This window comes from Kitasatospora xanthocidica, assembly GCF_014656195.1.
Lineage (GTDB): Bacteria > Actinomycetota > Actinomycetes > Streptomycetales > Streptomycetaceae > Kitasatospora > Kitasatospora xanthocidica.
In genome coordinates, this window is record NZ_BNBY01000005.1 from 338,028 (window position 1) to 351,867 (window position 13,840).

A 13,840-nucleotide genomic window follows, 5' to 3' on the forward strand; every position below is an offset into this window, starting at 1 on the left:
GCCGCGCGGGTGGACCGCGAGAGGAGAATCCATGTCGCTCGACGTCTCACCGGCCCTGCTGGAAAAGGCCGAGCGGGGCGAGGTCGACGAGCGGGAATTCGTCGACTGCGTCCGCGTCTCCCTGCCGTACGCCTGGGACCTGATCAGCTCGCTGGTCGCCCAGGCGAAGGTCGACGGCACCGACTTCGCCGACAACCAGGTACCGCCGCCCAGCGAGCAGGCCCGTGGCCAGCTGCTGCGGGCGCTCGCCAGCGATGCCATCCGGGGCGCCCTGCAGCGTCACTTCGGCGTGCGGCTGGCTTTCCAGAACTGTCACCGGGTGGCGGTGTTCCTGCCGTCGGAGGCCAACGACGCGCGGTTCACGCGCTTCACCTCCGTCCGGGAGCAGCTGCTCAACCAGTCCGAGGAACTGCGGGACTGCTGAGCGCCCGGCGCTCGACCAGTACGGTGCGGCCGCCGCGCCGGCCGCCCCCGTCCCCCGGTGCGGGGGGAGGGGCGGCGGCCCGGTCCGGTCGGCGGCGGGCCCCGGTCAGCCCAGCTGCGGCAGGACCTCGGAGCCGAGCCGGGCGATGTTGTGCAGGGTCGCCTCGTGGTCGCCGCTGCCCTCGGCGAGCAGGGCGAACCGGCGGATGCCGGTCCGTTCGGCGGTGGCCAGCAGCCGGTCGGCGCACTGTCGCGGGGTGCCCACCGCGTGCAGGTCGCAGAGGAGTTCGGTGTACTCGCGCGGGTCGCGCATCTTGCGCTCGCGGCCGTCCACGGTGCGGTGGGCGCCGAGCCCGTACTCGAACCAGCCGGGCATCGCGTTCAGCAGGGTGGACCGGGCCGCCGCGGCGCGGTCGTCGACCTGGGCCACCCCGGCCGCCACGTGTTGGCGGGTCACCCGGCGCAGCTGCTCCTCGCCGCGCCCGGCGGCCAGCCAGGCGGTGCGGTAGAGCTCCAGCATCCGCAGCTTGTCCTCGTCGCCGGAGTGCATGCCGAGCAGCATCGGCAGCCCGCGCTCGGCGGCCAGCTTCACCCCGCCCGGCGAGGTGCAGGCGACCACCACCGGCGGACCGGCCACCGGCCGTCCGGCGGCGGTGAGTTCCTCGCCGAGGCCCTCCTCGTCCTGCCGCTGGCGCGGGAAGCGCACCGGGCCGGACTGCTCGCCGAAGCCGAGCCAGTTGCTCAGCGCGGGCCGCCGGACGGGCTCGGTGGCCCGCGGCACCACCGCCACCTCGGGGAAGGCGAACTGCGGGCCGTCCGCGCCGACCCGGGAGCCGCGCAGCCAGCGCAGCAGCAGGTCCAGCCGCTCCGGGAAGCCGTGCTCGAAGGCGCCCGGGCCGTCGCCGAACACGTCCAGGTCGATCCAGGGCCCGCCGCGGCCGACCCCGAGCGTGAAGCGTCCGCCGGAGGTGAGGTGCAGCAGCGCGGCCTGCTCGCCGAGCGCCACCGGGTGCCGGGTGGAGAGCACGCTGACCGCGGTGCCGACGCCGATCCGGCGGGTGCGGCCGAGCAGCAGCCCGGCGAGCGTCGCGGCGTCCGGGCAGACCCCGTACGGGACGAAGTGGTGCTCGGCGAGCCAGACGCTGTCCAGGCCCGCGCGTTCCGCCTCGACGGTGGACCGGACGGTGCGCTCCAGCGCCTCGCCGTGGGTCTGGCCGGGGAACTGCGCGGACAGCAGGAACAGGCCGACCCGCACCGGCGCGGTGTCCGCCGGGAGCGCCCCCGCGCGCTGCGCCGTCGGCAGCGGATCGCCCGGGACGGCCGTCACCTGCGGGACGGTGGTCAGCATCGGGCCGGGGGCGGGCGGCCGGACCCCGACGGGTCGGCGGGTCTCGGCACGGGCGCTGGTCTTGGTCATCCTTGGGGCCTCCTCGGGTGCGCGCAGGGTCTGCGAGCCCCGCCTCTTCCCCTTGTGGGTATCGGATGTCATGTGCCAACGGCACGTCGAACCCCGAATTTCCCCGATGATCGGGTGGATCTCGGCAAAAACCGCGGAGTGCCGGCCGGAGCCGTGATAGTGGCCGTCGCGGGGGTCCGCCGGCCGTAGGCTGGAACGGCCCAGAGCCCCGGAAGAGAGGCAGTCCGCCGTGTCGCCGCGCCGCAACCGGATCAAGAGCGCCGCCCCCCGTGAGAGCGCCGAGCCGGCCGCCGCCCCGCTCGGTGGGGCGCTGCGCCGCACCGAGAACTACCAGGGCGAGGACTGGGTGGTCCAGACCGTCGCCGGGACGGCCGGCCGGTTCTACCGCTGCCCGGGCTGCGACCAGGAGATCCCGCCGGGAGTGGGCCACGTGGTGGCCTGGCCGATGCACGGCGCGGGCGTGGACGACCGGCGGCACTGGCACCGCGCGTGCTGGGGAGCGCGGGAGCGCCGGGCCTCCAACATCCTGCGGGGGCGCGGCGCTCCGCGGTACTGAACCCGGCCCGGTCCCCGGGCGCGCGTTCGGGCACGGGGGCTTCCTCAGGCGTCGCGCTTCTTGAGCACCAGCGCCCCGCCGGCCAGGGCGGCGGCCGTCCAGGCCAGGCAGATGAGGAAGCCGGCCCACGGCCCGTACGGCTGGCCGTGCTGCTCGTACACCAGCAGCATCCGCGAGCCCGCGTAGTCGGGGAAGTAGTGGGCCAGGGTCTTGACCTTCGGCACCGCCGAGAGGATCGGCGAGAGCAGGAAGAAGAACGGCACCAGCACGCCGAGCGCGAGCGTCTGGTTGTGCAGCATCGTGGTGACGCCTGCCGAGAACAGGCAGAGCATCGTCAGGTAGAGCGCGGCGCCGAACACCGCGCGCAGCACGTGCGGTTCGCCGAGCGAGGTGGAGTGCGAGCCGAGCAGCGCCTGGCCGACGAAGAAGGTGACGAAGGCCGTCACCAGCGAGACGGCCAGGGCGAGCCCGCCGAGCACCGTCGCCTTGCCGCCGAGCAGGGTGGTGCGCTGCGGGACGGCGGCCAGGGTGACCCGGATCATGCCGCTGCTGTACTCGTTGCCGATCGCCAGCACGCCGAAGACGATGATGGCCAGTTCGCCGAGCATGATGCCGGCGAAGGCCGTGCCGGTGGCGTCGAACGGGGACTGCTCGTTGCGGCGGAACTCGGTGAAGTTGTTGTTGGTGAGCAGGGACAGCAGCGCGCCGATGCCGACGGTGACGACGAAGGCCAGCGCCAGCGTCCAGACCGTCGAGCGGACGCTGCGGATCTTCGTCCACTCGGAGCGCAGGACCGCCGGGAAGGACGCCATCTCAGTTCTCCTCCTGTCGGGCCGCGGCGGTGTGCCGGGCGCCGTCCGCCTGCCAGCCGGCCCCCCAGGTGCCGGGCGCTCCGGCCGCGTCCCGGCCCGGTCCGTCGCCCGCGTGGTACTCCACCGAGTCGGCCGTCATCTGCATGAACGCCTCCTCCAACGAGGCCTGCTGCGGGCTGAGTTCGTGCAGCACCAGGCCGTTGGCCGCGGCCAGTTCACCGAGCCGGGCGAGGTCGCCGTCGACCACCTCGTAGGAGCCGTCCGGGCCCGCCTCGTGCCGCAGTCCGGCGCCGGCCAGCACGTCCAGCAGCCGCTCGGGCTCGGGGGTGCGCAGCCGTACCGCGGAGCGGGAGTTGCGCCGGATGAACTCCGGCATCGGCATGTCGGCGAGCAGCCGGCCCCGGCCGATGACCACCAGGTGGTCGGCGGTGACGGCCATCTCGCTCATCAGGTGGGAGGAGACGAAGACGGTCCGGCCCTCGCCGGCGAGCCGCTTCATCAGGTTGCGGATCCAGAGGATGCCCTCCGGGTCGAGGCCGTTGACCGGCTCGTCGAACATGACGATCTCCGGGTCGCCGAGCAGGGCGGAGGCGATGCCCAGGCGCTGGCCCATGCCGAGCGAGAAGCCGCGGGCCCGCTTGCGGCCCACCGGGGTGAGGCCGACCAGGGCGAGCACCTCGTCCACCCGGCGCTCCGGGATCCGGTTGCTCTGGGCGAGCCAGAGCAGGTGGTCGCGGGCGGTGCGGCCGGGGTGGACGGCCTTGGCCTCCAGCAGGGCACCGATGTACTTGAGCGGCTCGCTGAGCTGCTCGTAGCGCTTGCCGTCGATGGTGACCCGGCCGCCGGTGGGGCGGTCGAGGTCGAGGATCATGCGCATGGTGGTGGACTTGCCGGCGCCGTTCGGGCCGAGGAAGCCGGTCACCACCCCGCGGGGGACGGTGAAGCTGAGCCGGTCCACCGCGAGCGTCTTGCCGTAACGTTTTGTCAGCTCGTGCAACTCGATCATTCGCGCTCCCTTACTCCTTGTCAGGCTAGGACAAAGGGGATATCGCGGCCCGCTGAGTGGGCTCGGTGGGCGTGCCGGAATACGGTGGGCGCATGAGCGAGCTCCCATCCGCGGTGGCGGTCCGCGAGAGCGGTACCGGAACACCCCTCGTGCTGCTGCACGCCTTTCCGATGAACGCCTCGATGTGGTCATCCCAGCTGGACACGCTGCCCGGACTCACCGGGGACGGGGCCCGGGTGCTCGCCCCCGACCAGAGAGGGTTCGGCGGGACCGAGCTGGGTACTGACGAGCCCTCGCTGGACGCGGTCGCGGACGACCTCGCTCTGCTGCTGGACGCGGCCGGGATCGAGCGCGCGGTGGTCTGCGGGATCTCCATGGGCGGCTACGTGGCGCTGGCCCTCGCCCGCCGCCACCCCGGACGGCTGTCCGGCCTGCTGCTGGCCAACACCCGCGCCACCGCCGACACCGACGCCGTACGGGCCAACCGGGAGCGGATCGCCGCCGCCGTCACCGCGCGGGACAGCGTGCAGCTGCTGCTGGACGAGCGGGTGGCGGCCGGGCAGCTCGGGCCGGACTCCCAGCACCTCGTGGAGCGGGTGCAGGCGATGGTCGCCGCCGCGCCGCCCGCCTCCGTCGCCTGGGCCCAGCGGGCCATGGCGGCCCGTCCGGACACGCTGGACGTACTGGCCGGCCTGCGGGTGCCGGTCGCGCTCGTGGCGGGCGCCCAGGACGCCCTGGTGGCCCCGGAGGAGGCCGAACGGATGCTGCGGGCCCGCCCGGACGCCGAGCTGACCGTCCTCCCCGGCGTGGGCCACCTGAGCCCCCTGGAGGCGCCCGGGGCCTTCGACGCCGCCGTCCGCTCCCTGCTGCGCCGGGTGGCCGCCGGATGAGCGATGACGCGGCCTCCTGGGACTTCTCGGCGCTGGAGGTGACCGGCCGGATGCCCGTGACCAACCGCAGCGAGGTGCTGGTCGAACTCACCCTGGAACCGCTCGGCGAGGACTACTGGCTGCGCCCGGGGGAGACCTTCATCGTCACCTCCTACGGCGACCACGGGTCCGGCCACCCCTTCGAGGTGCAGTACTGGCCCGACTCGGTGTCGGTCTGGTGCACCTCCTGGTTCGGCACGGTCTCCGACGACGACGGCAACCAGCTCAGCAGCGGGCACCAGCGGCCGGACGGCGCCTACCCCCGGTAGGTCCGGTCCGGCGGCAGAAGTGCCCGAGGTGATGACGGCGGGACAACCGACAGGCCCTCACCCGTGGGGGTGAGGGCCTGGGGTACGACAGGGGTGCGGCGTCAGCGCGACTGCTGGGCGGGCACGCCCATGGTGTCGTCGTTCGGCAGCGAGGCGGCGGCCACGGCCGCGCCGGTCAGCGTCGCCAGCATCTCGCGGACGTTGGTCAGCTGGGCGTTGATGCTGTCGCGGCGGTTGGTGAGCGCCGCCAGCTCGCGCTCGGATTCGCTGCGGATGCGGTCGGCCTTGGCGTTGGCGTCCGCCACGATGTCCTCGGACTGGCGCTGGGCCGTCTCGACGGTCTGGCGGGCGCGGCGCTCGGCGTCGGTGCGCAGCTTCTCGGCCTCCAGGCGCAGCTGCTCCGCCCGGTGCTCGATCTCGGCCAGACGCTTCTCGGCCTTGGCCTGACGGGCGGCCAGGTCGCGCTCGGACTGCTCCCGGCGCTTGGCCAGGTTGGTCTCGAACTCCAGCGCGGCCTGGGCGGCCTTGGTGCGGGTCTCCTCGAAGAGGGCGTCCGCCTCCTCGCGCTTGTTCTGGGCGTCCTTGTTGGCCTCGGCGCGCAGCTGGGCGGAGTCGCTCTTCGCCTTGTCGACGATCCGCAGACCCTCGTCCTCCGCCTTGGCCTTGCGGTCCTTGGCGTAGTTCTCGGCCTCGGTGCGGACCTGCTGGGCGGCGGCCTCGGCGAGCTCGCGGTGCTGCTCGGCGGCGCGGTGCGCCTCGTCGCGCAGGTCCTTGGCCTCCTCCTCGGCGAGTCGCAGGATCTTCTCGACGCGGGCTCCGAGACCGGCGTACGAGGGCTCCTGCTCGACGACCGCCGCCTGGGCGGTCTGCGTCTCCAGGTGGAGCTCCTCGATGCGCTTCTCCAGCGCGCTGATCCGGGTCAAGGCACTGTCACGGTCGGCCACCAGCTTGGTGATCCGCTCGTCGACCTGGGCGCGCTCGTACCCACGGCGCACCAGGTCGAAGCCGTGAGGGGAGTGACTGTCGCTCATGGGGTTCTGGGCTTCCTGTCGTCAAACCGCTGAGGTGGTTGAGGGAATCCTGACACGGTACCGGAGTGTCGACGGCGAAATGCCGTTGTCCCGCGGACAATGTCCGCTCAATCGGGTGGTGCGTTCTTGGAACGATTGCCACCCGACCGGGGGGAGCCAACTCCGGCACCGGCCTTGGCGCCCCCGTCCTTCTTGGTACTACTTCCCCCGTTGGCCTGTGCGACCGGTGATGGTGCCTCGAACGCCTCCAGCGCGGACAGCACGTCCTGGACCCTGGAGATCTCGGTGTTGATGTCCTTGCGGCGGCGCACCAGCTCGTCCAGCTCGCGCCGGCCCTCGTCGGTGACCCGCTCGGCCTCGGCCTTCGCCTCGGCGAGCAGCCGCTCCGCCTCCGCCTTCGCCAGCTCGACCTGCTCGTCCGCGGCCCGGTCGGCGTCCCGCAGCCGCTTCTCCGCCTCGGTCGCCGCCTCGTCCAGCCGCTCCTCGGCCTCGGCCTCGGCCGACGCCAGCTTCGCCTCCGCCTTCTCGATGAGCGCCTCGGCGCGGTCGGTGGAGGTGGAGAGCTTGGTCTCCGCCTCCTTGAGCAGGCCCTCGGCCTTGCGGACCGCGGACAGGCGGACCTTGCTGGCCTCCGCGGAGGCTTCCGAGGTGAGCTCGGACGCGCGGTCCTCGGCGGCCGCGACCAGGGCGGCGGCGCGGTCCTCGGCCTCGGCGACGGTCGCCACCGCCTGCTCCTCGGCCTCGGTCAGCTGCTCCTGGGCGGCCGTCACCAGCGCGTCCACCCGCTCGCCGGCCGACTTCATGGCCGCCGCGTTCTCCTTGCGGGCCCGCTCGTGCAGCGCCTCCACCTCGGCGTCGGTGCGCTCGCGCAGCTCCTCGGCGCGCTCGCGGATCGCGGTCGCGTCCCGGCGGGCCTCGGCGAGCAGCGCGTCGGCGTCGGAGCGGCCCTTCTCGACCTCGCCCTGGCCGGCCGCCTCGCCGGCGGCGACCAGCCGGTCGGCCTCCTTGCGGGCGGCGGCGACCATCGCGTCCGCCTGCTCCTCGGCGGCGGCGGTGGTGGCCAGCGCGGTGGTCTGGGCGTCCTCGCCGAGCGCCTCGGCGTCCGCGAAGGCCTTCTCCAGCACGGACTTGGCGTGCTCGCGGGTGGCCTTGTCGAACTGCTCGGCGGCCTCCCTGGTCTCCGCGTCGTACGCGTCGGCGCGGGCGTGGGTGTCGCTGTCGTAGTCGTCGGCCAGGGTGCGGGTGGCGAGGGCGTACTCCTCGGCCTCGGCGCGCAGCCCGGCGGCCAGCTCCTCGGCGTCGGCGACCGTGCGGGCGGCCTGGGCCTCGGCCTCGGCCACCGTACGGGCGGCCTGCGCCCCGGCGTCGGCGCGCAGCTGCTCGGCGGCCTCCTGGGCGGCGCGCAGCTCGGCCTCGGCGTCGGCGCGCAGCTGCTTGTCGTAGGCCTGGGCCTCGGCGCGCTGCCGGCCCAGCTCGGCCTCGGCGGCCTCCCGCTCGGCGGCCAGCTCCAGCTCGGTCTGCTCGCTCAGGGCCGCGGTCTCCGCGTCGGTACGGGCCCGCAGGTCGGCGGTCTCGCGCTCGGCGAGCTCGCGCTGCTCGGCGGTCTCGCGCTCGGCGAGCTCGCGGACCTCGGCGTCGTACGCGTCGGCCGCGGCCCGCAGGTCGGCGGTCTCCCGGTCGGCGAGTTCGCGCTGCTCGGCGGTCTCGCGCTCGGCGAGTACGCGAAGCTCGGTGGCGGCCTGCTCGGCGGCCTCCCGGACCTCGTCGGCCTCCTGCTCGGCGGTGGCCTTGAGCGCGGCGATCTGCTCGGCGGCGGCCTCGTACATGCCGGCCACCGACTGGCGGACGTCGGCGGCCTCCTCCTCGGCGACGGCGACCAGTTCGGCGCCCTCGGCCTTGGCGGCGGCGATCAGCTCCGCACGGTCGGCCCGGGCCTGCTCCAGCTCGGCCGCGGCCTCGGCCCGGATGTCGTCGGCGGTGGCGCGGGCCTCGGACAGCTCGCGGCCGGCCTCGGCCCGGACGGTCGAGGCCTGCTCGTCGGCCAGGGCCAGCTCGGCGGCGGCCTTCTCGCGGGTGGCCTTGGCGTCCTTGGCGGCGTCCGCCCGGCGCTGCTCGGCCGTGGCCTCGGCCCGCTCCAGCAGTTCGTCGGCGGCCGCGCGGCGCTCGGCGGTGTAGCCGTCGGCCACCTCGCGGGCGTCGGCGGCGTAGGTCTCGGCGGCGGTGCGGACCTCGGTGGCGTACCGGTCGGCGGCCTCGCGCTGCTCGGTCGTCTCGGTGGCGGTGCGCTCGGTGAGCTCGGCGGCGTGCTGTTCGGCCTCGGCGCGGACGCGGTCGGCGTAGGCCTCGGCGCTCTCGCGCTGCTGGGTGGTCTCGCGCTGGGCGAGGGCGCGCAGTTCGCCGGCGGCCTGCTCGGCCTCGGCCCGCACCTCGGCGGCGTAGGCGTCGGCGTTCCCGCGGGTGTCGCCGGCGTACGTCTCGGCGGCGGTGCGGACCTCGGTGACGTACTGGTCGGCGGCCTCGCGCTGCTGGGTGGTCTCGCGCTGGGCGAGGGCGCGCAGCTCGCCGGCGGCCTGCTCGGCCTCGGCCCGCACCTCCGCGGCGTGGGCGTCGGCGGCCTCGCGGACCTCGGCGGCGGTGTGCTCGGCCTGCTGGCGCGCCGTCCTGGCGGCGGCCAGCTGGTCGGAGGTCTCCTCGCGCTCGCGGCGCAGCCCGTCCGAGGCCTCCTCGCGCTCGCGGCGGCTCTCCTCGCGCAGCGCGTTCGCGGCGGCCTCGGCCTCGGCCCGGGTCCGGGCGGCCTCGGTGTCGGCCTCGGTGCGCACCCGCTCGGCGTCGGCCGCCGCGGCGTCGCGCACCGCGCTCGCCCCGGCCTGCGCCTCGGCGCTGACGGTCTCCGCGGCGGCGGCCGCCTCGGCCCGCACCCGCTGGTCGAACTCGGTTGCCTCGCGCCGGAGTTCGGCGGTCTCGCGCTCGGCGGCGGCGCGGTTCTCGGCGGCCGCGGCCTTGGCGGCGGCGAGCGCGTCCTGGCTCTGCTGCTCGGCGGCGGCGGTGATCTTCCCGGCCTCGGCCCGCGCCCTGGTCAGGGTCTGCTCGGCCCGCCCCTGGGTCTCGGCGGCCTGCTCCTGCGCCTGCTCGCGCAGCCGCTCGATCTCGCCCGCGGCACCCGCGCGCAGCTCGTCCGCGTCGGCCTTCGCCTTGGTGAGCAGCTCCTCGGCGTTCTTCGCCGACTCCTCGATCTGCAGCACCGCCTGCCGGCGGGCCTCGCCGCGGACCCGCTCGGCCTCGGCGGCGGCCTGGGCGCGCAGCTCCTCGGCCTCGGCGCGCAGCCGGGCCGCCTCGTCCTGCATCTGCTCGATCCGCTCGCGGATCGCGGCGGCGTCGTCCAGGGCGGCGTTCTGGGCCTGCTCGACGGCGGCCTGGGCCTGCTCGCGCAGGCGCTGGGCCTCGGCGGCGGCCTCGGTGCGGATCCGCTCGGCCTCGGCGGAGGCCTCGCTCCGGGCGGTCTCGGCGTCCTGGTTGGCCCGGCCGAGCACCTCCTCGGCGGTCTTGGCGGCCTTGGCGAGCTGGACGGTGGCGTCCTTGGCGGCGGCCGCCCGGCCCTCCTCCTCGGCCTCGCCGCGCAGGCGCCGGGCGTCGGCGTCGGCCTGCGCCCGCAGTTCGGCGACGTCCCGCTCGGCCCGGGCGCGCAGCTCGGCGATCGCGGCCTCGGCGTCGGCGCGCAGCTCGGCGGCGACCGACTCGGCGGTGGCCCGCAGCCGCTCGCTCTCCTCGGCGGCGGCGGCCTTGGCGGCGTCGGCCTCGGCCTGCCGGGTGGCGGCGGTGGTCCGTACGGCCTCGGCCTCGGCGCGGATCGCGTCGGCCTCCTTGGTGGCCTGGGCCACCATCCGGGCGACCTCGGCCCGGGCGGTCTGCGAGCGCTGCTCGTTGGCGGCCTCGCCGTCGGCGACCTTGCGGACGGCGGCGGCCTCGGCGTCGGCCTGCAGCTGTTCGGCGGCCTGCTCGGCCTGGGCGCGCAGCGCGGCGGCCTCGACGCGGGTGCGCTCCGCCTCGGCGATGACCTCGGCGCGCAGCCGCTCTATCTCGGCCTTGGCGGCGGTGAGCTGCTGCTCGGCCCGGGCCTGCTCGTCGGCGGCCCGCGCCTTGAGCTGGTCGATCTCGGCCCGGGCGGCGAGGAGCTGGCGCTCGGCGGCGGCGTGGGCGGCGGCCAGCTGCTGCTGGGCCTCGCCGCGGGCGGCGTCGACGTCGGCGGCGAGCTGGGCGCCGGCCTGCTGGGCCTGCTCGGAGGCGGCGCGCAGCAGCCGCTCGGCGTCGGTCTGGGCGCGCTGGAGGGCGGCCTCGGCGGCGGCGTGGGCCTCGCCGCGGGCGGCGTCCACGTCGGCGGCGGTCTGGGCGCGGGCCTGGTCGGCGAGGGCGACGGCCTCCGCGCGGGCGGCGGCGACCATCCGCTCGGACTCGGCGCGGGCCTCCTGGAGGAGGCGCTGGGCCTCCTGCTCGGAGCCGGCCCTGGTCTGCTCGGCCCAGCCGTTGACGTGCTGCTCGGCGCTGCGGCGCAGCTCGGCGAGCTCGTCCTCCAGCTGGCGGCGGCGCGCGGCGAGCTCGGCCTCCAGCCGGGCGGTGCGCTCGGCGGCCTCGGCCATGATCCGCTGGGTCGCGGCCTGGGAGTCGCGCAGCTGGCGCTCGGCGTCGGCGCGCAGCTGCTGGGCCTGCATCTCGGCGGTGCGGAGCATCTGCTCCGCCTGGCCGGACACGGCGTCGAAGGCGCGCGGCTGGGCGAGCATGCGACGGGACTCGTGCAGTTTCGCCCGGAGCACCTCGACCTGGTAGGCGAGGTCCTCGGCATGCTCGACTGCCTTGTCCCGCTCCTTCCGAGTCCGACCCATCTCGGCCTCGAACTGGGAGAGGTGATCGTCAGCCTCGTAGCGGTCGTTGCCCCGCACTCCGCGGTCCCATCCATCTCCTGGTCGCGTCCTCGACCCGGCCGGTTCCGGGCTCCGGTGTCCCGGGCGTCGGCTCCGACTGGTCCTTGCATCCGCAGCAGGTGGACGGCCCCTTTCCAAGCCGGGGCCGCACTCCGCGGTCGTCGGAATCCGGGGCGTGGGAGCGCGGGGTACCGCGTTCCCCCGTCCGGGTGGACTCCTGGGCGAACTCTTGCCTTGTGGAGAATGGTGACAGATCCGTCTAGCGACTGTTCAGCCGTGCCCGCGTAATGGACTCCCCTTGCGACGGGCCGACCGCCGCAGGGCGGACGGGCCAGTCTTCGGCCGTGCCCGTCGCCTCCGTCCCCCGGAGTCTTCGCGCACCTGGGCATTGTAGTGGGCCCGCACCGCGGGGGAATGGCCGCATGGGGGTTTTCCGGCTCTTCCGGCCAGGTTACTGACGGGTCATGACCGACGGGCCGTCGGGTGCCGCCGGAGCGTGCGGCACCCGGGGGGCGATCCGGTGGACGATCAGTGCTCCTCGTGGGCGTTCTGTGCGGAGGTGACCAGCTCGGTCAGCACCCCGCCGCAGTCCTTCGGGTGCAGGAAGGTGATCCGCGATCCCATCGAGCCGATCCGCGGCTCGTCGTAGAGGACCCGGACGCCCTTGCCGCGGATCGCCTCGGCGTCGCCGTCCACGTCGGCGGTCCCGAAGGCGATGTGGTGCACGCCCTCGCCGTTCTTCTCCAGCCACTTCGCGACGGTGGAGTCGGGCCGGGTGGGCTCCAGCAGCTGGAGGTACGAGGCGCCGCCGTCGTCCGTCCCGTTGATCCTGAGCATGGCCTCGCGGACGCCCTGCTCCTCGTTGACCTCGGAGTGGAAGACCTCGAAGCCGTAGGTGGCGCGGTAGAACTCGACCGTCTTGTCGAGGTCTCGGCAGGCGATGCCGATGTGGTCGATCCGGGTCAGCACGGGGACCTCCGGTGGGTAGGGGACAAGGGTGGCACCCAGTGCAGCGCATGGCCCGCGGCGGACGCCAGTGCCGGACGTGCGAGCCTGCTCACACGCTGCGGGGTTCACCCGGACCGCGTCGGCACGGTGTTGACTGGAGGGTGCCAGTGCGCTCGATCACACCGTCGCTCCGGTGACGGGCGGGTAACAGGTCAGTACATTGAGCGCATCCTCACCTGGCCACGACGTGCGAAGGGGCCCGTCCCATGACCAACACCACCTCTGTGATCGTTGCCGGTGCACGGACCCCGATGGGTCGCCTGCTCGGATCCCTCAAGGGCTTCTCCGGTGCCGAGCTCGGCGGCGTCGCCATCAAGGCCGCCCTGGAGCGGGCCGGCATCACGGGGGACCAGGTCCAGTACGTGATCATGGGCCAGGTGCTGCAGGCCGGCGCCGGCCAGATCCCGGCCCGCCAGGCCGCCGTCAAGGCCGGCATCCCGATGAACGTGCCGGCGCTGACCATCAACAAGGTCTGCCTCTCCGGCCTGGACGCCATCGCGCTGGCCGACCAGCTGATCCGCGCCGGCGAGTTCGACGTCGTCGTGGCCGGCGGCCAGGAGTCGATGACCAACGCCCCGCACCTGCTGCCGAAGTCCCGCGCGGGCTTCAAGTACGGCGCGATCGAGATGCTCGACGCCATGGCGCACGACGGCCTGACCGACGCCTACGAGAACATCCCGATGGGCGAGTCCACCGAGAAGCACAACGCCCGCCTCGGCATCCCGCGCGAGATCCAGGACGAGATCGCCGCCGCCTCGCACCAGCGGGCCGCCAAGGCGCAGGCCGACGGCGTCTTCGAGGCCGAGATCGTCCCGGTCGCCATCCCGCAGCGCAAGGGCGAGCCGGTGCTGTTCAGCCAGGACGAGGGCATCCGCGCGGACACCACCGTCGAGAGCCTGGCCAAGCTGCGCCCGGCCTTCACCAAGGACGGCACGATCACCGCCGGGACCGCCTCGCAGATCTCCGACGGCGCCGCCGCGGTGGTCGTGATGAGCAAGGCCAAGGCCGAGGAGCTGGGCCTGACCTGGATCGCCGAGATCGGCGCGCACGGCAACGTGGCCGGCCCGGACAACTCGCTGCAGTCGCAGCCGTCCAACGCGATCAAGCACGCGCTGGCCAAGGAGGGGCTGGAGGTCGCCGACCTCGACCTGATCGAGATCAACGAGGCGTTCGCGGCCGTCGCGTACCAGTCCTCCAAGGACCTGGGCGTCTCCGCGGACATCGTCAACGTCAACGGCGGGGCGATCGCGCTCGGCCACCCGATCGGCATGTCCGGTGCCCGGGTGGTGCTGACCCTGGCGCTGGAGCTGCAGCGCCGTGGCGGCGGGGTCGGCGCGGCCGCCCTGTGCGGCGGCGGTGGCCAGGGTGACGCGCTCATCGTGCGCGTCCCGAAGGCCTGATCAGCTGATCTGATCTTCGGGGCTGCGGACCGCCACAAGCGGTCCGCAGCCCCTTCGGCGTCCGCACCCTAGG

The 13,840-nt window shown here is 74.6% G+C and carries 11 protein-coding genes; 5 read left to right on the top strand and 6 right to left on the bottom strand.

The window, feature by feature from the left end:
• The first annotated feature begins 31 nt into the window (after window positions 1–31).
• Window positions 32–424 (top strand): SCO5389 family protein, encoded by a 393-nt coding sequence (locus tag IE332_RS11875; RefSeq protein ID WP_189915744.1) that lies wholly within the window; start codon window positions 32–34, stop codon window positions 422–424.
• Window positions 425–529: 105 nt separating this feature from the next.
• Here the strand turns inward: IE332_RS11875 and IE332_RS11880 are convergent, their stop codons facing one another.
• Entirely contained in the window at window positions 530–1,678 is a 1,149-nt protein-coding gene (locus IE332_RS11880; protein ID WP_189915860.1) for an LLM class flavin-dependent oxidoreductase, read from the bottom strand.
• A 391-nt stretch (window positions 1,679–2,069) separates the two neighbouring features.
• Between IE332_RS11880 and IE332_RS11885 the strand changes: the two genes are divergently transcribed.
• On the top strand, window positions 2,070–2,396 hold the full coding sequence (locus IE332_RS11885; protein WP_189915745.1) for an Rv1322 family protein: 327 nt from the start codon (window positions 2,070–2,072) through the stop codon (window positions 2,394–2,396).
• Between the two features lie 44 nt (window positions 2,397–2,440).
• Here the strand turns inward: IE332_RS11885 and IE332_RS11890 are convergent, their stop codons facing one another.
• Window positions 2,441–3,208, bottom strand: coding sequence for an ABC transporter permease (locus IE332_RS11890; protein ID WP_189915746.1), 768 nt, complete (start codon window positions 3,206–3,208; stop codon window positions 2,441–2,443).
• 1 nt (window position 3,209) lies between these two features.
• Entirely contained in the window at window positions 3,210–4,214 is a 1,005-nt protein-coding gene (locus tag IE332_RS11895; RefSeq protein WP_189915747.1) for an ABC transporter ATP-binding protein, read from the bottom strand.
• A 92-nt stretch (window positions 4,215–4,306) separates the two neighbouring features.
• Between IE332_RS11895 and IE332_RS11900 the strand changes: the two genes are divergently transcribed.
• Together IE332_RS11900 and IE332_RS11905 are read left to right on the top strand one after the other, a co-directional pair.
• Window positions 4,307–5,104 carry an alpha/beta fold hydrolase gene (locus tag IE332_RS11900; protein WP_189915748.1) on the top strand — a complete coding sequence of 266 codons (798 nt, stop codon included), beginning with the start codon at window positions 4,307–4,309 and terminating at the stop codon, window positions 5,102–5,104.
• Window positions 5,101–5,412, top strand: coding sequence for a hypothetical protein (locus tag IE332_RS11905; RefSeq protein ID WP_189915749.1), 312 nt, complete (start codon window positions 5,101–5,103; stop codon window positions 5,410–5,412). The genes IE332_RS11900 and IE332_RS11905 overlap by 4 nt, the downstream gene beginning before the upstream one ends.
• Window positions 5,413–5,513: 101 nt before the next feature.
• On the opposite strand, the gene IE332_RS11910 is transcribed toward IE332_RS11905, so the two are convergent.
• The 3 genes from IE332_RS11910 to mce all read right to left on the bottom strand — a co-directional run bounded on the left by IE332_RS11910 (window position 5,514) and on the right by mce (window position 12,328).
• Entirely contained in the window at window positions 5,514–6,443 is a 930-nt protein-coding gene (locus IE332_RS11910) for a coiled-coil domain-containing protein (RefSeq protein WP_189915750.1), read from the bottom strand.
• Between the two features lie 107 nt (window positions 6,444–6,550).
• On the bottom strand, window positions 6,551–11,377 hold the full coding sequence (locus tag IE332_RS11915) for a polarized growth protein Scy-related protein (protein WP_189915751.1): 4,827 nt from the start codon (window positions 11,375–11,377) through the stop codon (window positions 6,551–6,553).
• Window positions 11,378–11,887: 510 nt separating this feature from the next.
• The gene (mce, locus tag IE332_RS11920; RefSeq protein ID WP_189915752.1) at window positions 11,888–12,328 is read right to left on the bottom strand and encodes a methylmalonyl-CoA epimerase; all 441 of its coding nucleotides are present in this window, start codon (window positions 12,326–12,328) and stop codon (window positions 11,888–11,890) included.
• Between the two features lie 245 nt (window positions 12,329–12,573).
• Here mce and IE332_RS11925 point away from each other — a divergent pair, with 245 nt between their 5' ends.
• The gene (locus IE332_RS11925) at window positions 12,574–13,767 is read left to right on the top strand and encodes an acetyl-CoA C-acetyltransferase (RefSeq protein ID WP_189915753.1); all 1,194 of its coding nucleotides are present in this window, start codon (window positions 12,574–12,576) and stop codon (window positions 13,765–13,767) included.
• The last annotated feature ends 73 nt before the right edge of the window (window positions 13,768–13,840 follow it).